This window comes from Sorangium sp. So ce385, assembly GCF_051474135.1.
In the GTDB taxonomy this organism is placed as follows: Bacteria; Myxococcota_A; Polyangia; order Polyangiales; family Polyangiaceae; genus Sorangium; species Sorangium cellulosum_D.
The window spans coordinates 8,802,371-8,824,914 of record NZ_CP150337.1; the positions used below are offsets into that span (position 1 = coordinate 8,802,371).

The following is a 22,544-nucleotide window of genomic DNA, read 5'->3' on the forward strand; positions in this document are numbered from 1 at the left end:
AGACCTGCGCGAGGTGCGAGCGCATCGCTATTACCGCCCGGTCTCGTTGCTGCTCACGCCCCTCGCATCGAGCAGGCTGCGTGATGGTGAGGAGCTCTACGCAGCGAAGATGGCCACCATGGATGGCGCTCGCCCCGCGTACGCAACGAGGGAGGACGACGCCGGTGGAGCCGCGGCACCTACCTTCCGGATAGCTGCCACGAATTCTCATCGAAAAAGCTATCGGCCCGTGGTTGTGTGCATTCCGGTCACCGCTCGAGAATTCCCACCCATCGTCGCTCCCACGCCCGCATCACGACGGGGTAGGTCCACCAGCGGAGCGGAGCAGCGGCGCGGTGCCGGCCACAAATAGGCGACGAGGAGACCTGATCTTGGCCGACAGTCTCCTCGTCGTGCTCCGATTCTCTTGCCCAGGAATCGAAGCGGTCGCAGTGTTATCCAGAGTGCCATCGACATCAAGCGCTGGCAGCAGCAACCCCCCTCGGTTGTCGAAGCGCGCCCTGCTCGCTGCCCCGCCTGCGGCGCCGCGAGTTGTCCGCTCGGAGGCGCGATCCGGCTCCACGGTCACGGCAGGCGCGAGCGGCAGGTCTGGGGTCCTGCCAGCCCCGACCACCGCCCCGAGGTGATCTCGGTCACCGCCCGTCGCTACCGCTGCCTCGGCTGCGGCGCCGTGCTCCTCGTCGTTCCTCGCGGTGTGCTTGGCCGGCGCGCGTACAGCGCCGCCGCGAGCGCCGCTCCAGCCAGCGCTACCCGCCGCGCCGGGTGCGCTCGGCGGCGAGGTCGATGACGCAGCCGGCGTCGACGCCGGGCGTGTCGAGCAGACGCCGATGGCCTCGTGGGCGATGCGCGCCGCCTCAACGTCGCCGCGAACGCCGCCTCAGCCTGGGCTACCCGCCGCGCCGGGGTAACCGCCCATCGGTCGCCATGGGCGTGGCCCCTCGCGGCGCGCGCCGGGGTCGGCGATGCTGGACGCGGAGCGGCGGCCTATCTTCGGAGCTGCGCAGATAGGTCGCGGAAGTCGCTGCCTATTCACGGGAATACACCGATATACCGCGGAGCTTCGCGACCTATTCACGGGAATACCGAGATTGGCCGCGGCGCCTCGCCGCCTACATGCTACAATCCGCCGCTAGACCCTGCGACACAACTGATTGCGACGTTGGGCAGGCAATGGGACAGCTATCTACTTCGGGAGACGCATGACTCGCACCAAGATTTTCCTCGGTTACATCGCAGCGGCTCTTGCACCGAGTCTTGTATCGGCTTCCTGCGCGCGACTGGAACAGTCGGAGTCCGGAAGTGGCGAACCAGCTGCTCCGTCGCACGCGCCTTCTGTAGCGAAGTCCGCGAACAAGGATCCCGAGAGGTCCTCCAGCGAGGTGGAACCAAGCCCGGAGCCCACGCTTCAGCCACGAGCCGCGAACGACTTACCTCAACCTACGCCTCGCTCCCCTCCGATCCTCGAGGCGGACCCGAATCCGAAGGGCGTGAGGCTGGGCAAGCCGCTTTTTCCTGCGGCTACGCGAATTTTGCCTGAGGCAGTAAGGCCTACGGGCACGTCCTTGATGATCAGGGCCGAATTTGGTTCTACGACCTGGGAAGGACCTGGTCTCCCCAACCCGCCGGGGACGGACTCTATCTGGAGACCGGGCTGAGAGAGCGATTCAGAAATCCCGTCCTCCAGTCGCGCCGCGTTCCTCCTGCGCAGCTGGCCGACATGCGGAAGAAGGCGGAGATCGCTCTAGGCGGTCGAATCGAGAAGAAGCACGTGGCGCGTGATGCGGGCAGCGCCGGCTGCGAGGCCTACCTGTGGGAGAGATCCGACGCGTACCGGGAAGTTGAGCTCGGCAGCAGTGGCGGCTATGAGACTCGCAACTCCAGCTTAGAGGCCGGCCATCTCCAAGAGTGGCTACGGGAAGAACTCGGCATGGGCACCCATCCGCAGTCCCGGCAGAAGTAATGGCTCCGAAAGCGGACACGAAGCTGCCCAACTCACGGCTGCACACCGATGAGCGATTCCGTGGCGCCTGCGGTGCCCCTCCGTCGCTCGCGGGTGAGCCGAGCGTTGGGCAGTTGCACGTGGAGGGACGTTTCGGAACATGCTGACCAGAGAGGACGCACTTCGCACGGCATTCGAACGGGACTCCAGAGTGGACCGTACGCCTTGCTGCCGCGAGCAGCCGCCCGATGGTCTCGTGGGCGATGCGAACCGCCTCGACGTCGCCCGCGGCGAGCGCCGCTTCCTGGATTGCTGCGCAGTTAGACGTGAGCGGGGCCACCCGAAGCTGGCGCCGCCGGTGACGCCAGGGTACGGGGCTCCACGGAGTTCCACGTCAGGCACCGAGCCGACGGGACGGATTCCGGGTCCGAGTCTGCGACGCCGAAGCCAGGCAGCGAGCCGAGCCAGCGAACGCGACGGCGCGGATGCAGGCGGTGGGCAAGGTCCCTGCCCTGCCGGCCTCCCCCCTCCGCCTGCCGGCGGCCTCCTGCCGGAGGCAGCCCCGTCTTGACACGGGACGGCATCTCCGCTGGCCTCGCGGAGTGGGGCGGCCATGGGGGCAGCTGGAGCGGCGGCGAGGAGTAGAGAGATGCCTCCGGACGCCTGCCTGGAGCAGCTACGTGTCCTCCCGCCCCCACGTGCGAGAGGCGGGCGATGAGAAAAGATTTTGGAGCCATCAACGAACAGAACATGGACGCGGTCATGACTTGGCTCAACGACCGCAACCAGTTTCACATCTGGCTCACGTCTCTGATCACGGGTAGCTTCGTCGTCCTTACAGCATTCGGAAGCAAGCCAGGCTTCAGCGACATCGGACAGACGATTCTATCAATAGCACTAGTCCTCTTGCTCATATCCATACTATGCAGCCTCGTATGTGTATGGTCGATACCCACCTGGAAATTCAGGGTGAAGACTAAACTCATCACTGACGCCGCGTCGATGGCCCGTGAGCTGGCCATCACCGCCTGGATCGGGGTGATATGTTTCGTCGCTGGGCTGACGCTTGGCTTTATCGGAAACGTGCCTTGGTGAGGCGAGACCCAGTAACCTACCGGCTCGATACGATCGACTCCGACGACCTCACCGCCCTCGCCGACGCCGCTCTCACGGAGCCCACCATAGCTTGCCGCCTACCCGTTGCCGGCCTCGTGCTGGAGCTCGCGTGCCTCGTACCTGCGGAAGGAAGGTGGGCCCCTACCGCAAGCGCCGCCAGCGCTCGAGACGCTTCCGACCCCGGCGGAGCCGTGAGAACGCCGTCCCGATGGGCAGCCCGAGGCTCCGGACCTCCCCGTGAGGGGACGGCCCCCGGCCCTTCTCCACGCCCTTCGTCACGTACCTGCGCGCGAACTCGCTCTGAAACTCGTATCCGCTCTTCATGATCGCCTCCAACGTCCGCCTCGCCGCTTCGTTCAGCGAGGAGCACCAGGTCCCCGTACAAGGCGCGGCGCTCCGCGCGGCTCGTCCGGGTCCGGGCCGAGCTCGACCTCGACGACGATGGCCATCGCGGGCCGCTCCTGCTCGCCGACCAGCAGCACGACGCTGACGTCCGCCCGGCGGGGGCTCCACGAGAGGGCACTCGGGTATACGGGAGGAACTGAGCCCTCGATGGCATCTGATACCGCTCCGACGCATTCGACGCGGCGTCTGTTGTATCTCTCGCGCATCCGCCCCTCGGATTCGTCTCCGGGTTTCGATTCCCGACGCCTCCCCCAAGAAGACACGACGAGAGCCGTAGCTCCTGCTCTCGTGTGCCCTGCGTGTGACCTGATACATCTCGGCGACGCTGGACTTGCGGCTCGATGTGACCGGGACCACCCTCAGCCGGCATGGCAGATGACGCCAGGGTACGGGGCTTCACGAAGCTCCACGGCGAGCACGAGGCCGGCGAGGACGACCCCGGGTCCGAGCTGGATGCTCCGGCAGCTCGGAGACGAGCGAGCGGGCCCCACCGCACGGGATCCAGGCAGCGAGCGGGATCCTCGCCTTGCGGCGGCCGACCCGTTCCCTACTCCGGCCGGGCCCCTGCCGAGCGCATGCGCCTCCTTGACACGGGACGGTGTCTCCGCTGGCATCCCCTAGGGTGGTGGCTATGCAGGTAGCAGGAGTAGTGACGGGGTAGCAGGAGTAGTGACGAGGACCAGAGAGCTACCTCCGGACGCCTGCCCGCGGCAGCATGTCAAACGCCGAGACTCGGGAACTGACGGCGGCAAGCCTTCAGCCACCAGCCGGTCGCGTGCCGGATGAGCATTTCCAACCAGCGGCAGGCTGGATATAGTGACACGCCCGGCATCTGTCCCGGTGGATGCTCCGTGCCGAGGGGGAGCGCTGGCCGGGGTCTACGGATCCAACGTGTCCGTCGCGGAGAACCTACCATGCGTCATCGCACATCACCCGCTCGGTGCCAGCCTCGTTCCTCAGCTCCGGCTTCGGCATCGATGCCGCGGCTCCGCCGAGCGCGCGTCGGACTTTTTCCTTGGATGCTCCTTGGAGTCATGCTCTGCGCGAGGGCTGCGCATGCGCAACCTACTGACACGGACCTCGACGGCGTTCCGAACACACTCGACAACTGCGTCGGTACCCACAACCCCGATCAACTCAACACCGACGGCGACCTCCGCGGCGACGCGTGCGATCCCGACGACGACGACGATGGCGTGGATGACGCCGCCGACAACTGCCCTCGTGTCTCCAATCTCGCTCAGAGCAACAACGACCTCGACAGCCTCGGCGACGCGTGCGACCCCGACGACGACAACGATGGTCTGAATGACGGAGCAGACAACTGTCAGTTCGCGCCGAACCAGAACCAACTCAACACCGACGGCGACAGCCTCGGCGACGCGTGCGACGCCGACGACGACAACGATGGCGTGGACGACGCCGCCGACAACTGCCCTCATGTCTCCAATCTCGATCAGCGCGACAACGACCTCGACAGCCTCGGCGACGCGTGCGATGCCGACGACGACAACGACGGCTCTGACGACGAAGCAGACAACTGCCAGTTCGCGCCGAACCTGAACCAACTCAACACCGACGGCGACAGCCTCGGCGACGCGTGCGACCCCGACGACGACAACGATGGCGTGGACGACGCCGCCGACAACTGCCCTCATGTCTCCAATCTCGATCAGCGCGACAACGACCTCGACAGCCTCGGCGACGCATGCGATGCCGACGACGACAACGACGGCCTGGATGACGTCGTAGACAACTGCCAGTTCGCGTCAAACCTGAACCAACTTAACACCGACGGCGACAGCCTCGGCGACGCGTGCGACCCCGACGACGACGACGATGGCGTTGACGACGGCGCCGACAACTGTCCTCTCGTCTCCAATCTGGATCAGCGCGACAACGACCTCGACATCCTCGGCGACGCATGCGACGACGACGACGATAACGACGGCCTCACGGATGCCCAGGAGGCGGCGCTCCGGACCGACCCGACCAGCGTCGACTCCGACAGCGACACCATCGCGGACATCGAGGAGGTGGCGAACCCTGCTGATCCGCTCGACGTGGCCAACGACACCGATGGTGACGCGACCATCGACGCATTGGACCCGGACAGCGACAACGACGGATTTCTCGACGTCGAAGAGGCAGGGGATGCCCTGCTGGACACGCCGCCGGTCGACACCGACAATGACTTACTTCCAGACTACCGGGACGTGGATTCCGATGACGACTCCGTGCTCGACGCCGACGACAACTGCCCCTATACGCAAACGTTGCCCCCGGACCAGACCGACACGGACGGCGATGGCAAAGGCGATGCCTGCGACGTCGACTCGGACGGCGACGGGGTCAGCGACGAGGACGACAACTGCCCGCTCCGAGCGAACGCCGGGCAGGAAGACGCCGACGGCGACGGCATCGGCGACGCGTGCGATCCGGACGTCGACTCGGACGGCGACGGGGTCAGCGACGAGGACGACAACTGCCCGCTCCTAGCGAACGCCGGGCAGGAAGACGCCGACGGCGACGGCATAGGCGACTCGTGCGATCCGGACGTCGACTCGGACACCGACTCGGACGGTGACGGGGTCGGCGACGAGGACGACAACTGCCCGCTCTTAGCGAACGCCGGGCAGGAAGACGTCGACGGTGACGGCATAGGCGACGCTTGTGACCGGGACGGGGACAGCATCCCCGACCTTCTCGACAACTGCCCGGACCTCTCGAATCCCATACAGCCAGGCAGCTTGGTCCAATCCGACAACGACGGTGACAACATCGGCGATCCATGTGACGCCGACGACGACGACGATGGTGTCATCGATCTGCAGGACAATTGCCGCCTCGTACCGAACACGTCCCAGCTCGATGTCGACGACAATGGCATCGGCGATGCTTGCGACTGCGATGATCCGGCGCAAGTGGTGTGCGATGATGGCAATCCGTGCACGCTGGATGACATCTGCCAGGCTGGCGTCTGCACCCCGGGGCCCGAGGTGATCTGTCCCGATCCTCCCGGCATCATGTGCCAGGTCGGTTTGTGCAATCCGCGCAACGGCGCCTGCGTGATAGCACCTGAGCTGGAGGGCACACCCTGCCCTGGCGGCATCTGCCTGGCCGGCGGATGCTTGATGGATCCGGAGACAAACGATGGCGCCGCCGGCGGCTCACCAGCCGGCGGCGGCTCACCAGCCGGCGGCGGTGCAGCGAGCGCAGCCGGCGGCGGCGCGGGCGGAGCCCCGGCGGAGGGCGGCGCGGGCGGCACGGCCTCAGCCGGCACCGACGATCCCTCATCGGTTGAATCGCGAGGCGTGACGCGCCTGCATGGCAACGGGTGCGCGGCGGGCGGTCCGACAAGGCCAGCGAGCGACGGCGCCGCTTGGTTACTCCTCGCCCTCCTGGGCCTGCGGGCCTCGAGGTCACCTCGGCGCGCCTCGGCCCTCCACGGGGCGACGGTACCCGGCCGGTGGCCCAGCCGTTCGGGAACGCCCGCCTCAGCCTTCAGCGCGACGCGGCCGCGTCCGGCGTGGTCACCCGATTCAGGCAGGCGGCATGAGCGGCCTCGCACGCCTCCCGGCTCTTGAACATCATCTCTTCGCAGGGCCTCTCGCGGCACACGTAACAGCCACACGGAAGCGGCCTGCATCCGTGGCCATCCCAGGCGAAGGACCCCTGCCCATAAGGACAGCAGGACCTCGCGACGAGGTCGAGGCCCGCGTTGATGGTTGGCCGACAATCGACCTTCTCGGATGAGCCTGTCGATTGCGCGGCGCTGCAGCCGATGAACGCGCACAGGACTGCCGCGAGCTCGGCGGTGGTCACGAGGCGTCGCGCGCGCGGCGCCCCGGGAGGATTATGTGCCATATCGTCCAGGTTGGCTCGCTCTCTTGAGGACGGGAGGTGGTGTGAAGCCATGGAGCGCTCGACCCGCGGACGTGCGCTCGGCGGCGGACGCAGGCGAGCCGCCGCCACCGACGCCGCCGCGACCAGCACCATGGCCGAACCGGCTCCTGAAGGCCAGCGTACCGCGGCTGCGCAGACGGAGACTGCTCCGCGCGCGGGCACGAGCGACGCGGAGCTCGCCGAGGCGCTCACCGAGGTCGATGCCCGCAGCATGACGTCGCTCGCGCAGAGCGCCTCGCGGCAGGCAGAATCCCAGGGACCTACGTACACCTACAGCGAAACGGCTCCAACCGCCGCTGGCCGGGAGCATGGCGGCCGGGCCAGGCCCCGGCGGTGCGCCGCGCGGGGTCGCGAAAAAAAGTCTCGCCCTGTCGATCCCGCCGGCGGTCGTTCGTCGCGCCAGTGAGGCCAGGGTCGTCAACCCGGTCGAACACCCCCGGGAGCCCGGCTTCGCGTGGCGCATATGGCGCGGGCAAAGAGCCGCAACCCGAGGTAAATGACCTGCTCGTGCGTGGAGGAGATGCGTGATGATCGGTTTGAAATTGACCCGTCGGGCGACCCTGGGAGCGTTTGTGTTGGCCCTCGCCGCCGCCGGCTGCGGCGGCGACGACGACGAGGTGCCCGTCGCGAGCTGGACAGCCGCGTGGGGGACGACGATGCAGGGGCCGGATTCGCCGTTCCCCGACACGACGCCCCGTAGCTTCGCCGACGAGACCTTGCGCCAGCGGCTCGTCGTCACCGCCTCCGGCGATCGGGTCCGGCTGCGGCTCTCGAACCTCTTCGGGACCCAGCCGCTGGAGCTCGCCGAGGTCCGCGTGGCGAAAGAGGCCTCGCCCTTCGTCCCGGCGCCGGGCACCGACCGGCGGGTCCAGTTCTCCGGCCAGCCGAGCGCGTCGATCCCGCCGGCCAGCGAGGCGGTGAGCGACGGCGTGGAGCTCGCGGTGAGCACGGGCGACCGCCTCATCGTGAGCATCTACAGCGCGGCGACGTCGGAGCCCGCGACGTGGCACCCGTTCTCCTTCACGACACACGCGGTCGCCAAGGGAAACCAGGCGGCGAGCGAGACCTTGACGTCATCGGCCAACATCACGTCCACGTATTGGCTCGCGGGCGTCGACGTCGAGTCCACGGAGCCCCAGAAGGTCGTCGTCACGTTCGGCGACTCGATCACGGACGGCTCGACATCGACGATCGACGCCGACAAGCGCTACTCGGATCGGCTCTTCGCGCGCCTCCAGGCGGATCCGGAGACGCGGACGGTCGCGGTCGTCAACCAGGGCCTCGGCGGGAACAGGCTGCTCCGGGACAACATCGGTCCGAGCGCGGTGTCGCGCTTCGAGCGCGACGTGCTGGGGACGCCGGGCGTGACGCACGCCATCGTCTTGATCGGGATCAACGACATCGGCATGCCGGGTTTCTTGGAGGAAGCCGAGGAGGTGACCGCCGCCCAGTTGATCGACGGGCTCGAGTCGCTCGCCGACAAGGCGAGAGCGAGGGGGGTCAAGGCGTTCGTCGGCACGCTCCTGCCGTTCGAGGAAGCGTTCCCGCCCTACTATACGCCCGAGGGGGAGGCTGTACGCCAGGAGGTCAACGCGTGGATCCGCGGCAACACCTCCTACGACGGGGTCATCGATTTCGAGGCCGCCGTGCGTGACCCGGAGCAGCCCGCGAAGATCCTCGCCTCGTTCGACAGCGGCGATCACCTGCACCCCAACGACGCCGGCCACGAGGCGATGGCGAACGCCGTGCCCCTCTCGATCTTCGAGTAGCCGATCTGATTCAAGCTTGCCGCGGCGCATGCCTACCGCTAGTGCCGCACCGCGGCCCTGGTGCGCCATCCTGTCGCTCGGAACCCCTACGAAACGGCTGGCTCCGAGCATGTCGACGGTTCATCAGAACCGTGTCGAAGCACTAGCGAGTGGACCGTCGGGTGAACTCGGACGAGTCGCCGCGATCCGTATCGTCTCCAGATTCAACGCGCACGCTCCTTCACATCAAATAGGTCAATGGGAGGTTTTCTCGCAGGAGAGGGTGGCGCGCTGTCCGCTCCCAGGGATTGGGCAACAAACGGTGCTGAGCCAGCAGAGGCCCCGGCGGGTGTAGGCGCGGCGGTGGAGGGCGCTGTCGACGTTGTGGAAACGAACGGCACCGAGACAGCCGATGGCACCGTCGTCGGCCGCGGCTCCGCCACCGGCACGGACGATTCGATGGGCGAGACGGACGCCAGGGAAGGCAGCTCCGGCACATTGTGGGGCGGATCAAGGCTCGCGCAATCGGTAAATCTGGCAGACACATACTTTTGCGCCTCGACCAAAGACTCTCCCGGCCTCGCAAACTGGAATTGGTTTCGCATCTTCACCCCAACCAAGCGATGCTTCTCGGCGGCGCCGAGCGAGGCCAACAACTTCTCCTTGTCAGGGAGCGCCTTCGGCGTGACTGTCAGGACAGCGCCGAGCGCGCCAACGATCGCCGCCGCCTTCCTTCGCGAGGCGCTATTGAGGAAGCCTGCAAGAGCGCTTCCGGTCGCGGAGATGATTGCGCCAGCGATCATGAAGACGTTCGACCACGTGACGACACTATCGACCCTCGACTGGAAGTATTTGACGTTCCCGTCACAGAGCTCGGCCTGCGCCTTGAGCCCATCATCCTTTGGCTCCGCAGGAGCATCCTGAACGGCAAGAATCGACGCCGCCATCACCCCAGCGGCGAGCGCTGCTCTTAGACCTGACGCCATGGAATGCTGCCCCCTTCCTGCAACCGCACGATCTGTGCGTGGCCGCGGATGTGCCACCATCCTGTATCATGGACCACACCGCGACCACAGGGCAGAAACCTGCTGCCACAGCTGGCGACCGCCCCCTGTCTTGGTCCCCGCCCGAGCAGCTCCCTCCCCGCCCGAGCAGCCCCTCCCTCGGCCTCGTGGACGGGCGCAGCGATGACCGATGACCTAGCAGGCCGAGGGTCGAGCTCCAGGAAGCTGCCATCTCTTGGCTCGCGCAAGACGCATGCCGCTAAGGTCACACCGTCACGGCGTCACCCTCGTCTGCTTTCTCGTGCGGTCTCCCGGAGCGGTACAGCACCGCTGCATGCACGCAATTCTTACATCAAGGACGGAGTAAATCCACCTAGCGGGAGAGAAGATCCCGCGCGTACGTCGCTATGGGGAGAGACGGTGACATGGTGGCGCATGTGCAAGAGACACGGTGAAGGACGAGGCGAGGCCGTCGCAGGGGACGTCGCAGACCGCGACCCAGTAGCCGATTCGTCGTCGCCGAGAAGACGTATGGATTCAGCTCGTCGGCCGAAGGCATGTCACGGAACCTCGGCCGACAAGGATCAGCACCTTCCGCTCGCGGGGCTTCACCGACGGATCGCACCGCCTCACCCCTCAACGTCGTCCCCCGACGCCGCGCTCCTCAGTCGAGCCGCGACACGCTGAGCGGCCGCATCAGCGCCCGCTTCTTGTCCTGGTGCTCGTGCATCCGCTTCAGCACGTCGACCACGAACGCCACCGTCGCCACGATGTTCTCCCCCTGATTCAGCATCACGCACTCCGCCCGCGAGCTCATCGCCGCGTCCGTCACCTCCCCGCGCGTCGGCACCCCGGTCTTGTTCAGGCTCTCGAGCACCTGCGTCGCCCAGATCGCCGGGACCAGCGCGGCCTCGCAGAGCCACAACAGCTCCTCCTGGACCTCCGCCAGCCGCACGAACCCCATCTCGACGGCCATGTCGCCGCGCGCGAGCATCACCCCCACGTCCTCGCTGCGCATCGCCGCGAGCAGGAGCCGCGGGAACTGCCGGAACGCAGGGGTCGTCTCGATCTTCAGCACGATCCCGAGGTGCGCCGCCCCGCGCGCGGCGAGCTCCTCCTGGAGCCGCTCCACATCGGAAGGAGACCTGACGAACGAGAGCCCCACCATGTCCGCGTGGCGCGCGATGAAATCGAGATCCTCGAGATCCTTCGGCGTGAGCGAGGCAATCCCGAGCTCGGTGTCCGGAAAGTTCAGCCCCTTTCCCGGCTTCAGCTTCACCCCGCCCTGCCGCGCGAGATCCACCTCCACGAGCGCGGCCCCCTCGGTCACCAGCTTGACCGTGCCGCCCAGCCGCCCGTCGTCGTAAAACACCCGGTGCCCGGGCCGGAGATCGTCGATCACCTCCGGGATCGTGCAGCTCACGGCGAGCGCCTCCTCGACGTCGGCGTCGCCCGCCGCGGCGCGCGCCCGCTTCACGTCCTTCACGTCCTTGCACAGCCAGAACCTCGGCCGCTCGCCCGACTCCGGGAGCGTCACCCGCGCCGACCCCCCGCCGATCTTGCGCGCGCGCGGGTTGGGCCCGGCGATGTCGCAGAGCACCTTGCAGGCGACCCCGGTCTCCTGCGCCGCCTTCCGCAGCCGCGCGATGAGCTCCGCCCACCCGTCCGCGTCCCCCTTCGAGCAGTTGATCCGCGCGATGTCCATGCCGCCCTCGAGCAGCCGCTTCAGCTCGCCCTTCCGCGCGTCCTCGGGCACCGTCACCATCACCCGCGTCGGGCGCCCCTCCCTCCCCTCGCCGAGCAGCGCCCGCGCGTGCTCCTCGAGCAGCGCGGCCCCCGACTCGAACGAGGCGGGACACTCGCCGGGCGCCCGCGGCTCGGGGCGCCGCGCGAGCGCGTCGAGCGCGCCGAGCACCGCGTCCAGGGACGCCAGCGTGCAGCTCTCCAGCCGGCCCAGGGAGCTCAGCCCCAGCGCGGCGAGCCGCCGCTGGAGCCCGCGGATGTCCTGCTGCCGGACGGCGAGGTAGTGGAGCAGGTTCGTCGCCCCCGCCCGGTGCTTCGGGTGCACCGCCTCGAGCAGGGGCCGGTAGCGCTCCTCGTGCTCGACGGCGCTCGCGCGCAGCGCCTCCACGGCGGCGAGGGCCTGCTCAACTACCTGCGGGTCGGGATAAGCCATGTCGCGATCTCTCGGCGAAAGTGCGCGGATCCTCGCGTCCGCTGCAGCGCGCCGCACCGCGCGGCGCCCCGGCGAGTCCAGCACCGCGCCCCGAGGCCGTCCAGCGCCGCCTCCCCGCGCGGCGCCGGCGACCGCGGGCCGTCGCCGCCCCTCCGCAGCGCCGTCACAGAGCCCTCGCCCGGCGACAGCGCCGCCGCGGCGGTCCCCCCGGGCCGCTACGCGGGCGCCCGGTACCGCGCCACCACCACCGTGATGTCGTCGTCGGGGCTCGGACACCAGCCCTCGACCTCCCGCAGGATCCGGTCGCGGATCGCCTCGACGGGCGCGGCCTGGGCGGCCTCGATGGCGGCGCAGAGCCGCTCCACCCCGAACTGCTCGCGGTGCGCGTTGCGGGCCTCCGTCACGCCGTCGCTGTAGAGCACGAGGACGTCCCCGTCCTCCAGGAAGAACTCGGCGTCCCGCGTCGCCACGTCGATGGCGGGCAGCACGCCGACCCAGACGCCCGAGCTCGGAATGCACACGCACCGCCGCGTCCGCGCGGAGCACACGATGATGTCGTCGTGCGCCCCCGCGAACGTCACCCGGCCGCTCCGCTCGTACCGCAGGAGCAAGAGCGTCGCGTGCTCGTCCCGCTTCAGCCGGTCGCGGACGTTCTTGAACACCGCCTTGTTGAGCGCCGCGAGGAGCTCGCTCGGGCTCGCGCCAGGCTCCCGGCTCGTCAGCGCCGAGACCATGCTCTGGATCATCAGCATCACGAGCCCCGCCGCGAGCCCGTGCCCCGCGACGTCGCCGATCCCGAGCCACCCGCCCCCGGGCGTCGGGATGACATCGTAGTAATCACCCCCCACCTCGGTGGCCGGCGTCATGACCGCGCTGAGCTCCAGCCCCTCGACCTCGAGCCGCTCCGGCACCAGCGTGGTCTGGAGCCGCGCCGCGAGCGCGGTCTCCTGCCGCTCGCTCTCCTTCTCCAGCCGCTCGCGCAGCTCCACCTGGCGGACCATCTCCCGGTGCAGCGACACCGTCTTCACCGCGGAGCCGACCTGGAGCCGCATCGCGTCGTACACCATCTCGTTCACGCCGCTGTTGAGCGCGATGATCCCGAAATAGTCGGCGTCGCCGAAGATGATCGGCATCACGACGGTGCTCCTGCGCTCGCGCGAGCTCAGGAACCCAGGCGGCGCGAGGGCGTGCACCGGGAAGCTCTCCTCGGGCGGCTCCACCTCGCGGCCGTCCTGCATCAGAAAGAGCGTCTTCAGGGTGTCGCGCTGGGCGTCGTCGTAGAGCGAGACGGCGACGCGCGTGAAGAGCAGCCGCGGCATCTCCGAGGCCAGCATGCGCCGGAAGAGCGGGAGGCTCAGGGACGTCGAGAACCACCTCGCGCTCCAGTTGAGGCCGATCGAGGCGACCTCGACGTCGAGGCGATGGCGCCCCTCGGCGCGCACGGACGCGCTCCCGATGAGGATGCGGGCCGCGTGCCAGAGCTGCTCCAGGGTCTCGTTCGCGGCGGCCCCGGCCGGGTCCACGGCGGGCCGGCGGAGCCGCGCGCGCAGCAGGCTGATCACGCCCTGGAACAGGTCGAGGAACACCCCCTCGCGCGCCGCCGTGTCGAGGAGCCGCTCCAGCACGTGCAAGAAGCGCCCCTCGGTCCCCTCGAGCTCCTCCTCCAGCGCCGACAGGAGCTCGCCGGACCAGCCGGTGAGCGACGCCGCCGAGACGCCCACGGCGCGCTCCAGCGCGCGCTCCAGCTCGTCGCGGCGGCCGCCGAGCGAGCGCGCCCCGAGGCGCGGCGGCGGGTCCGTGAGCGGTCGCATGAAAACGACGGCCTGGTACGAGCAGCCGCACGACTCGCGCCGCGTGAGCTCGATCTCCTGCGTGGTCCGCTCGGGGACGCGCTCGCCGTCGAGCATGCGCAGGACCGTCTCGAGCGCGAGCTCCCCGAGCCGCTTGATCGGCTGGCGCACCGTGGTGAGCGACGGCTTCGCGTAGCGCGCCACGCCGACGTCGTCGAAGCCGCACACGAGGACGTCCCGCGGGACGGCGCGGCCCTCCGCCATCAGGACCTCGATCGCGCCGAGGGCCATGTTGTCGTTGGCGGCGACCACCGCGTCGAGCTCGACCCCGCGGGCCAGGATCTCGGCCATCGCGGCCCGGCCGGTCTCGATCGTGAACTCGCCGGCCGCGACGAGGCGCTCGTCGCAGCGCAGCTCGCGCGCGGCGAGCGCCCTCCGGAACGCCTCGCCGCGGAGCCGCGCCTCTCCGTTGCCGTCCGGACCGCCGATGTAGGCGACGCGCCGGCAGCCGTGGTCGTCGAGCAGGTGGCCGGCCGCCAGCTCGATCCCGAGGGCGTTGTCGACGAGGATGCTGGGCACGCCGGGGATCGGGATCCCGATGCTGCACACGGGCAGCGGCCGGTAATAGTCACAGAAGCGCTGCACCCCCTCGACGCCGACGTAATTGCCGAGCGTCGCCGAGGCGATCACGACGCCGTCGACCGCCTCCGGGCCGACGAGGTGATAGATGGTCCGCTGGGCGACCTCGGAGGGGCTGTGGCCGGTCAGCACCTCGCCGACGGCGATCACGAGATTGACGTCGTGCGCCTCGGCCGCGCGCTCGATCGCGACCCGCATCGCGGATTGGTACTCTCCGCGCACATAATCCATCACGAGGGCGATCGTCCGGCGCTTCGTCATGTCCTCTGGCCCCCGGCTCAGGCGTCCACGATCGAGACCAGCTCCGGGGACATGCGCTCGATCGCCGCCAGGCACCGCCGCTGCCAGCCGAGCCGCGCGTCCGTGACGAACACCACCTTGCTCTTCGCGCCCTGGCCCGCGAGGCCGCAGATGAAGCTGATGAACGCCTTCAGACAGCTCGAGTTCAGGAAATAAAGGGGCCTCACGTCGAACTCGACGGCGGGGATGGCGAGGCGCACGACCTCCGCCTGGAGCTCCTTGAGGCAGAAGCCGAGCGGCGGCGCCGCCGCCATGTCGCCTGTCCCGCTGAGCTTGACGCTGAGGGCGTCGCCCCTCAGGCTCGGCTCGATCCCGAAGCTGTCCGTGACGACAGGCTCAACCCGCAAGCTGCTCATCGACCCTCCATCTCCCGACCGGCGCGCGCGATGATCGGCCGCAGCACCGCGCTGGCCATCCGTTCACCCCGAGAGAACGTGACGCACGAGAACGGTGAGCGGCCCTGGCTCGGTCCGGAGGCTGACACGGCCCGACCAGCGTACGTGGTTCTCGCAGTGGAGCCAATCCCCATGGGTCCGCCGTACGATCCTGTGACCAAACCCGCGACCGCGAGCGCGGGGCTACCGGGGCGCGCGGTACCTCGCCACGACGACCGTGATGTCGTCATCGGGGCTCGGGCACCAGCCCTCGACCTCGCTCAGGATCCGATCGCGGATGGCCGAGACGGGCGCGGACTGGGCCGACTCGACGGCGGTGCAGAGCCGCTCGAGGCCGAACTGCTCGTGATGGGCGTCGCGCGCCTCCGTCACCCCGTCGCTGTACAGCACGAGGACGTCGCCGTCCTCCAGGGAGAACTCGGCGTCTTTGGTCATCGCGTCGATGGCGGGCAGCGCGCCGATCCAGACGCCCGAGCTCTGGATGCACACGCAGCGGCGGGTGCGCGCGCGGCACACGATGATGTCGTCGTGCGCCCCCGCGAACGTCACCCGACCGCTCCGCTCGTACCGGAGGAGCAAGAGCGTCGCGTGCTCGTCCCGCAGCAGCCGGCCGCGGACGTTCTCGTACACCGCCGCGTTGACCGCCGAGATCAGCCGGGCCGGGCTCGCCCTGGGGTCCCGGCGCGTCAGGGCCGAGACCATGCTCTGGATCATCAGCATCACGAGCCCCGCCGCGAGCCCGTGCCCCGCGACGTCGCCGATCCCGAGCCACCCGCCCTCGGCGGTCGCGAGCACGTCGTAATAGTCGCCGCCGACCGCGGCCGCCGGCTTCATGACGGCGCAGAGCTCGAGCCCCTCGACCGAGAGCCGATCCGGGACCAGCGTGGTCTGGATCCGCGCCGCGACGACGCTCTCCTGGCGGATCTTCTCCTGCTCCAGCCGCTCGCGCAGCTCCACCTGCCGGACCATCTCCCGGTGCAGCGCCGCGGCCTTGACCGCGGAGCCGATCTGGAGGCGCAGCGCATCATAGACGAGCTCGTGCGCGCCGCTGTTGAGCACCGCGACACCGAACTTCTCGAGATCGCCGAAGGCGACCGGGAGCGCGATCATGGTCTTGCGCTCTCCCCCGCTCAGGAACCCCTCGGGCGCGAGGAGCCAGGCCGGGAAGCTCGCGGGCGGCGGCTCCACCTCGCGGCCGCCCTCCATGAGGAAGAGCGTCTTCATGGTGGTCTCCTGCTCGTCCGGCGCGCTGTCGTACAGCGACACGGCGACGCGCGAGAAGCCGAGGGCGGGCAGCTCCGACGCCATGACGCGCTTCAGGACCGGCAGGCTCAGGCAGGTCGAGAAGCTCCGCGCGCTCCAGCTGAGGTACATCGACGCGAGCTCCACGGTGAGGCGCCGCTCGCCTTCGACGCGCACCGACGCGCTCCCGATGACGATGCGCGAGGCGTGCCAGAGCCGCTCGAGGGTGTCGTGGAGGGCGCCGCCGTCCTCGATCGGCCGGCGGAGCCGCTCGCGGAGCACCTCGATCGCGCCCTGGAAGTGGTCGAGGATCGCCCCCGCCCGCCCCGCCGCGTCGAGGAGCGCCTCGAGCGCGTACAGGAAGCGGCCCTCCTTCCCCGCGAGCTCGTCCTCCAGCGCCGACAGGAGGTCGCCGGGCCAGCCGTCGAGCGAGCCGGTCGGGATCGACACGCTCCGCCGGAGCGCGCGCTCCAGCGACTCCCGCTGTCCGGCGATCAGCGACGCCCCGCCCCGCGTCGAGCTGCCCGGCGGCGGGAGCGAGGCGCTCGCCTGGACCCCGCAGCCGCAGGACTCGCGGCACGTCAGCTCGACCTCCAGGAGCCCCACGCCCTGGACCTCGTCGCCGTCGAGCATGCGCACCAGGCTGTCCACCGCGAGGGCCCCGAGCCGCTTCATGGGCTGGCGGACGGTGGTCAGCGACGGCTTGGAGAAGCGCGCGATGACCGCGTCGTCGAAGCCGGACAGGAGGATGTCCTGCGGGACGCGGATCCCGAGCTCCTTGAGCAGCTCCATGGCCCCGAGGGCCATCTTGTCGTTGGCGGCGACCACGGCGTCCGGGTCGCCCCCGCGCGAGAGCAGCTCGCGCATGGCGGTCCTGCCGCTGTCGATCGTGAACGCGCCGAGCGCGAAGAGGCGCTCGTCGAGCGGCACGCCGCGCGCCGCGAGCGCGCTCCAGTACGCGTCGGCCCGCGCCCTCGCCTCCTCGTTGTTGGCGGGCCCGCCGATGTACGCGACGCGCCGGCGCCCGTGGGCGTCGACCATGTGCGCGACCGCGAGCTCGATCCCGAAGGCGTTGTCGACGATGAGGCTCGGGATACCCTCTATCGCCATCCCGATGCTGAAGACCGGCAGCGGCGCGTAAGCGCGGCAGAACCCCCGCATCCCCTCGATGCCGATGTGATGGCACAGGGTGGCCGACGCGATGATGAGGCCGTCGACCGTCTCCGAGCCGATGAGGTGATAGATGCTGTTCTGGGCGGCGGCCGTCTCCCCGGGCAGCGCGAGCGTCTCGCCGAAGGCGACCAGGAGATCGACGTCGTGCGCCTCGGCGGCGCGCTCGACCCCGAAGCGCACCTCGGACTGGTAGTCCCCGCCCACGTAGTCCATCAGGAGGGCGATCGTCCGGCGCTTCTTGCTCATGGCCCGCGGCTCTCGGTCAGGCATCGGCGATGGAGACGAGCTCCGGAGACATGCGCTCGAGCGCCGTCAGGCTCCGCCGCTGCCACCCGAGCCGCGCGTCCGTGAGGAACTCTATCTTGCACCTGAGCCCCTGGCCCGCGACACCGGAGATGAAGCTGATGAGCGCCTTGAGGCAGCTCGAGTTCAGGAAATAAAGGGCCCTCACGTCGAACGCGACGGTGCCGACGCGCAGGCGCAGCGCCTCGGACTGGAGCTCCTTGAGGAAGAAGCCGAGCGGCGCGACCGCCGCCATGTCGCCCGTGCCGGTGAGCTTGACGCTGAGGGTGTCCTCCCTCAGGACCGGCTCGGCCCCGAAGCTGTCCGTGACGACGGGCTCAACCCTCAAGGCGCTCATCCCCCCTCCACCTCCCGACCGGCGCGTGCGCGATGATCGTCAGCTCGTTGCCCTCGATCTTGTAGTCCACGTCGAGCCCGCCCTCGGCGCGCACCCGCGCGAGGCCGAGCCCCGACACCCCTTCTACCATCGCCGTCTCACAGATGAGGTCATCATAATGCTTCACCGGATCCGTCGCTGTCTTCAGCTCGAAGAGCCGCCGCTCCACCTCGCGCAGCCGCTCCGGAGAGGCCTCGTTGCGCGCGCAGATCTTCATGACGCACGCCGTCTCGCTCTCCTCCAGCGCGAGCTCGAGGCTGACCCGCGGGCCGGAGGAGTACTTGATGACGTTCTCCGCGAGCTCGTGCGCGGCCATGTAGAACCGCGAGCTCACGTTCGGGTCGTCGAGCACCATGCTGCAGAAGCTGGACACCAGGCGGAGCACGCTGCTCGCCATGCGCTCGGTCGGATAGAACGTGATGCACAGGAACAGTGACCCGCTGCTGCTCGGTTCGGACACTGGCACGATTCGCGCAGCCTACGTGGTTCCCGGGCCGAATCCAATCCCTTCCGCCCTCGCGCGGGGTAGCGCTCATGTAGGAAAGCCGGCGGCCTGGAGCGACAGCGCCCGGGGCGCGCTGTACCTCGCCACGACGACCGTGATGTCGTCATCGGGGCTCGGGCACCAGCCCTCGACCTCCCTCAGGATCCTGTCGCGGATCGCGTCGGACGGGGCGTGCTGGGAAGACTCGATGGTAGAGCACAGCCGCTCGAGGCCGAACTGCTCCCGGTGGCAGTTGCGCGCCTCCGTCACGCCGTCGCTGTACAGCACGAGGATGTCGCCGTCCTCCAGGGAGAACTCGGCGTCTCGCGTCATCGCGTCAATGGCGGGCAGCGCGCCGATCCAGACGCCCGAGCTCTGGATGCACACGCAGCGGCGGGTGCGCGCGCGCCACACGATGATGTCGTCGTGCGCCCCCGCGAACGTCACCCGACCGCCCCGCTCGTACCGCAGGAGCAAGAGCGTCGCGTGCTCGTCCCGCTTCAGCCGGCTGCGGACGTTCTCGTACACCGCCGCGTTGACCGCGCAGAGGATGTCGCTCGGGCTGGCGTTCGGGTCGGTGCGCGTCAGGGCCGAGATCATGCTCTGGATCATCAGCATCACGAGCCCCGCCGCGAGCCCGTGCCCCGCGACGTCGCCGATCCCGAGCCACCCGCCCTCGGGCGTGGCGATGACATCGTAATAGTCGCCCCCGACCGTGGCCGCCGGCTTCATGACCGCGGCGAGCTCGAGCCCCTCGACCGCGAGCTGCGCCGGCACCAGCGTGGTCTGGATCCGCGCCGCGACGGCGCTCTCCTGACGGACCTTCTCCTGCTCCAGCCGCTCGCGCAGCTCCACCTGCCGGACGACCTCCCAGTGCAGCGCCGCGGCCTTGACCGCGGAGCCGATCTGGAGCCGCAGCGCGTCATAGACGAGCTCGTTCGCGCCGCTGTTGAGCACCGCGACGCCGAACTTCTCCGCGTCGCCGAACGCGACCGACAGCGCGATCACGCTCCTTCGCTCCCCGTCGCCCAGAAACCCCTCGGGCGCGAGGCGGCGGGCCGGGAAGCTCGCGGGCGGCGGCTCGACCTCGAGGCCGTCCTTCATCAAGAAGAGCGGCACCATGGTGGCGCGGTGCGGGTCGTCGTAGAGCGACACCGCGACCCGCGAGAACTGCATCCGCGGCAGCTCCGACGCCATCATGCGCCGCAGGACGGGCAGGCTCAGGCAGGTCGAGAAGCTCCGCGAGCTCCAGCTGAGGTAGAGCGACGCGAGCTCCACGCTCAGCCGCTGCTGCCCCTCGGCGCGCACGGACGCGCCCGCGACGAGCACGCGCGCGGCGTGCCAGAGCTGCTCGAGCGTCTCCTCCAGCGCCCCGTCGCGCCGGCGGCCGAGCCGCTCGCGCAGCAGCGTGACGACGCCCTGGAAGTGCTCCAGGTTCGCGCCCTCGCGCCCCGCCGCGTCGAGGATCGCCTCGAGGGCGCGCAGGAACCGGCCCTCCTGGCCCGCGATCTCGCCGTCCAGCGCCGACAGGAGCTCGCCGGCCCAGCCGTGGAGCGAGCCCGCCGGGATCGCGACGCTCTTCTCGAGGGCGCGCGAGAGCGCGTCGCGCTCGCCGGCGGGCGGGGGCGCCGCGCGGGGCGCCCTGCTCAGGGGCGCGCCCGCCGCGTCCACCGGGCTGCCGCAGCCGCAGGACTCGCGCAGCGTGAGCTCGACCGGGAAGAGGTCGCAGTCCGGGACCGGCGCGCCGTCGATCATGCGCATCAGCGTGTCGACGGCGCGCGCCCCGAGCCGCTTGATCGGCTGGCGGATCGTGGACATCGACGGCTTCGTGAAGCGCGCGATGACCGCGTCGTCGAAGCCGCACACGAGGACGTCCTCCGGGACGCCGAGGCCGCGCGCCCGGAGGGCGTCGATCGCGCCGAGGGCCATGGCGTCGTTGGCGGCGATCACGGCGTCGAGCTCCACCCCGCGATCCAGGATCTCGCGCATGGCGGCGCGCCCGGAGTCGATCGTGAACGCGCCGCACGCGAACAGGCGCTCGTCGGCGGGCAGCGATCGGGCGGCGAGCGCCCGCCAGTAGGCGCCGGAGCGCACGTCCGCCTCCTCGTTGCTCGCCGGCCCGGCGACGTACGCGACGCGCCGGAGCCCGTGGCGCTCGACCATGTGGCCGACCGCCATCTCGATCCCGAGGGCGTTGTCGACGACGAGGCTCGGGACGCCGTCGATCGCCACCCCGATGCTGCAGACGGGCAGGGGCGCGTAGGACCGGCAGAACCGCTGCATCCCGTCGACGCCGACGTGATGGCACAGCGTGGTCGAGGCGACGATGACGCCGTCGACCGTCTCCGGGCCGATGAGGTGATAGATGCTGTTCTGGGCCGCGCCGGACGACCCGGGCAGGGCGAGCGTCTCGCCGAAGGCGATCACCAGGTTGACGTCGTGCGCCTCGGCGGCGCGCTCGACCCCGAAGCGCACCTCGGACTGGTACTCGCCTCGTACGTAATCCATCAAGAGGGCGATCGTCCGGCGCTTCTTGCTCATGCCTCTGGCTCTCGGCTCAGGTATCGGCGATGGAGACGAGCTCCGGGGACATGCGCTCGAGCGCCGTCAGGCTCCGCCGCTGCCAGCCGAGCTTCGCGTCCGTGAGGAACTGTATCTTGCACTTGAGCCCCTGGCCCGCGAGCCCGCAGATGAAGCTGATGAACGCCTTGAGACAGCTCGAGTTCAGGAAGTAGAGGGCCCGCACGTCGAACTCGACGGCGCTCACCGACAGGCGTATCACCTCCGCCTGGAGGGTCTTGAAGTAGGAGCCGAGCGGCGCGGCGGCCGCCATGTCGCCCGTGCCGGTGAGCCTGACGCTGAGGGTGTCCTCCCTCAGGCTCGGCTCGATCCCGAAGCTGTCCGTCACGACCGACTCAACCTTCAAGCTGCTCAATCTGCCCTCCATCTCTCGACCGGCGCGTGCGCGGTGATCGTCAGCTCGTTGCCCTCGATCTTGTAGTCCACGTCGAGCCCGCCCTCGGCGCGCACCCGCGCGAGGCCGAGCCCCGACACCCCCTCGAGCATCGCCGTCTCGCTGATGAGATCGTCATAGTGCTTCACCGGGTCGCTCGCGGTCTTCAGCGCGAAGAGCCGCCTCTCCACCTCGCGCAGCCGCTCCGGAGAGGCCTCGTTGCGCGCGCGGATCTTCAGGATACAAGAGCTCTCGCCCTCCTCCATCACGAGCTCCAGGCTGACCCGGGGGCCGGTCGAATACTTGGTGATATTCTCGGCGAGCTCGTGCGCGGCCATGTAAAACCGCGAGCTCACGTTCGCGTCGTCCAGCACCATGGCGCAGAAACTGGACACCAGCCGCAGCACCGCGGTGGCCATCCGCTCGCTCGGGAAGAAGGTGATGCAGAGGAAAAGCGAGGCACCCTGGCTCGGTTCGGACGCGGGCACGATGGGCGCAGCGTACGGCGTCCGCGGACGGGAGCCAATCCCTTCTGCTCCCTCGCGGCCCCGGAGGTGAGCGCGCGCCCTACAAGGTTGGTGCCTTGGAGGTTCCA

At 69.4% G+C, this 22,544-nt stretch carries 16 protein-coding genes; 5 read left to right on the forward strand and 11 right to left on the reverse strand.

The features are described from left to right. Nucleotides 1-1,717: 1,717 nt before the first annotated feature. On the forward strand, nt 1,718-1,960 hold the full coding sequence (locus tag WME83_RS31985) for a hypothetical protein (RefSeq protein ID WP_437313496.1): 243 nt from the start codon (nt 1,718-1,720) through the stop codon (nt 1,958-1,960). A gap of 729 nt (nt 1,961-2,689) precedes the next feature. Next, nucleotides 2,690-3,034 (forward strand): hypothetical protein, encoded by a 345-nt coding sequence (locus WME83_RS31990; protein ID WP_437313497.1) that lies wholly within the window; start codon nt 2,690-2,692, stop codon nt 3,032-3,034. Between the two features lie 162 nt (nt 3,035-3,196). Here the strand turns inward: WME83_RS31990 and WME83_RS31995 are convergent, their stop codons facing one another. Beyond that, nucleotides 3,197-3,379 carry a hypothetical protein gene (locus WME83_RS31995; protein ID WP_437313498.1) on the reverse strand — a complete coding sequence of 61 codons (183 nt, stop codon included), beginning with the start codon at nt 3,377-3,379 and terminating at the stop codon, nt 3,197-3,199. 1,115 nt (nt 3,380-4,494) lie between these two features. Between WME83_RS31995 and WME83_RS32000 the strand changes: the two genes are divergently transcribed. The 3 genes from WME83_RS32000 to WME83_RS32010 all read left to right on the forward strand — a co-directional run bounded on the left by WME83_RS32000 (nt 4,495) and on the right by WME83_RS32010 (nt 9,135). After that, complete coding sequence (locus tag WME83_RS32000) at nt 4,495-7,047, forward strand: thrombospondin type 3 repeat-containing protein (RefSeq protein WP_437313499.1); 2,553 nt, start codon at nt 4,495-4,497, stop codon at nt 7,045-7,047. Between the two features lie 329 nt (nt 7,048-7,376). After that, the gene (locus WME83_RS32005) at nt 7,377-7,772 is read left to right on the forward strand and encodes a hypothetical protein (RefSeq protein WP_437313500.1); all 396 of its coding nucleotides are present in this window, start codon (nt 7,377-7,379) and stop codon (nt 7,770-7,772) included. Nucleotides 7,773-7,938: 166 nt separating this feature from the next. Beyond that, nucleotides 7,939-9,135, forward strand: coding sequence for an SGNH/GDSL hydrolase family protein (locus WME83_RS32010; protein WP_437313501.1), 1,197 nt, complete (start codon nt 7,939-7,941; stop codon nt 9,133-9,135). Nucleotides 9,136-9,338: 203 nt separating this feature from the next. Here the strand turns inward: WME83_RS32010 and WME83_RS32015 are convergent, their stop codons facing one another. The 10 genes from WME83_RS32015 to WME83_RS32060 form a co-directional block, all read right to left on the reverse strand. Continuing rightward, on the reverse strand, nt 9,339-10,100 hold the full coding sequence (locus WME83_RS32015) for a hypothetical protein (protein ID WP_437313502.1): 762 nt from the start codon (nt 10,098-10,100) through the stop codon (nt 9,339-9,341). A 682-nt stretch (nt 10,101-10,782) separates the two neighbouring features. Beyond that, complete coding sequence (locus WME83_RS32020; protein ID WP_437313503.1) at nt 10,783-12,249, reverse strand: pyruvate kinase; 1,467 nt, start codon at nt 12,247-12,249, stop codon at nt 10,783-10,785. 260 nt (nt 12,250-12,509) lie between these two features. Further along, nucleotides 12,510-14,984: a SpoIIE family protein phosphatase gene (locus WME83_RS32025; protein ID WP_437313504.1), complete on the reverse strand. Its 2,475-nt coding sequence runs from the start codon at nt 14,982-14,984 to the stop codon at nt 12,510-12,512. A 17-nt stretch (nt 14,985-15,001) separates the two neighbouring features. Further along, nucleotides 15,002-15,379: a hypothetical protein gene (locus WME83_RS32030; RefSeq protein WP_437313505.1), complete on the reverse strand. Its 378-nt coding sequence runs from the start codon at nt 15,377-15,379 to the stop codon at nt 15,002-15,004. A gap of 222 nt (nt 15,380-15,601) precedes the next feature. Then, a complete protein-coding gene (locus WME83_RS32035) occupies nt 15,602-18,079 on the reverse strand; it encodes a SpoIIE family protein phosphatase (protein ID WP_437313506.1) in 2,478 nt (825 codons plus the stop codon). Nucleotides 18,080-18,095: 16 nt separating this feature from the next. Then, a complete protein-coding gene (locus tag WME83_RS32040; protein WP_437313507.1) occupies nt 18,096-18,473 on the reverse strand; it encodes a hypothetical protein in 378 nt (125 codons plus the stop codon). Then, nucleotides 18,454-18,972 carry a hypothetical protein gene (locus tag WME83_RS32045; protein ID WP_437322074.1) on the reverse strand — a complete coding sequence of 173 codons (519 nt, stop codon included), beginning with the start codon at nt 18,970-18,972 and terminating at the stop codon, nt 18,454-18,456. The genes WME83_RS32040 and WME83_RS32045 overlap by 20 nt, the downstream gene beginning before the upstream one ends. 72 nt (nt 18,973-19,044) lie before the next feature. Then, on the reverse strand, nt 19,045-21,537 hold the full coding sequence (locus WME83_RS32050) for a SpoIIE family protein phosphatase (RefSeq protein ID WP_437313508.1): 2,493 nt from the start codon (nt 21,535-21,537) through the stop codon (nt 19,045-19,047). Nucleotides 21,538-21,553: 16 nt separating this feature from the next. Then, nucleotides 21,554-21,931, reverse strand: a complete 378-nt coding sequence (locus tag WME83_RS32055) for a hypothetical protein (protein WP_437313509.1) — start codon at nt 21,929-21,931, stop codon at nt 21,554-21,556. Next, nucleotides 21,928-22,437, reverse strand: a complete 510-nt coding sequence (locus WME83_RS32060) for a hypothetical protein (RefSeq protein ID WP_437313510.1) — start codon at nt 22,435-22,437, stop codon at nt 21,928-21,930. The genes WME83_RS32055 and WME83_RS32060 overlap by 4 nt, the downstream gene beginning before the upstream one ends. Nucleotides 22,438-22,544 lie beyond the last annotated feature (107 nt).

What these genes read in the sequence shown, in the direction of transcription:
- WME83_RS31985 (WP_437313496.1), top strand. Translation starts at nt 1,718, where the DNA reads ATGCGGAAGAAGGCGGAGATCGCTCTAGGCGGTCGAATCGAGAAGAAG.
- WME83_RS31990 (WP_437313497.1), top strand. Translation starts at nt 2,690, where the DNA reads ATGGACGCGGTCATGACTTGGCTCAACGACCGCAACCAGTTTCACATC.
- WME83_RS31995 (WP_437313498.1), bottom strand. Translation starts at nt 3,379, where the DNA reads ATGAAGAGCGGATACGAGTTTCAGAGCGAGTTCGCGCGCAGGTACGTG.
- WME83_RS32000 (WP_437313499.1), top strand. Translation starts at nt 4,495, where the DNA reads ATGCTCTGCGCGAGGGCTGCGCATGCGCAACCTACTGACACGGACCTC.
- WME83_RS32005 (WP_437313500.1), top strand. Translation starts at nt 7,377, where the DNA reads ATGGAGCGCTCGACCCGCGGACGTGCGCTCGGCGGCGGACGCAGGCGA.
- WME83_RS32015 (WP_437313502.1), bottom strand. Translation starts at nt 10,100, where the DNA reads ATGGCGTCAGGTCTAAGAGCAGCGCTCGCCGCTGGGGTGATGGCGGCG.
- WME83_RS32025 (WP_437313504.1), bottom strand. Translation starts at nt 14,984, where the DNA reads ATGACGAAGCGCCGGACGATCGCCCTCGTGATGGATTATGTGCGCGGA.
- WME83_RS32030 (WP_437313505.1), bottom strand. Translation starts at nt 15,379, where the DNA reads ATGAGCAGCTTGCGGGTTGAGCCTGTCGTCACGGACAGCTTCGGGATC.
- WME83_RS32035 (WP_437313506.1), bottom strand. Translation starts at nt 18,079, where the DNA reads ATGAGCAAGAAGCGCCGGACGATCGCCCTCCTGATGGACTACGTGGGC.
- WME83_RS32040 (WP_437313507.1), bottom strand. Translation starts at nt 18,473, where the DNA reads ATGAGCGCCTTGAGGGTTGAGCCCGTCGTCACGGACAGCTTCGGGGCC.
- WME83_RS32050 (WP_437313508.1), bottom strand. Translation starts at nt 21,537, where the DNA reads ATGAGCAAGAAGCGCCGGACGATCGCCCTCTTGATGGATTACGTACGA.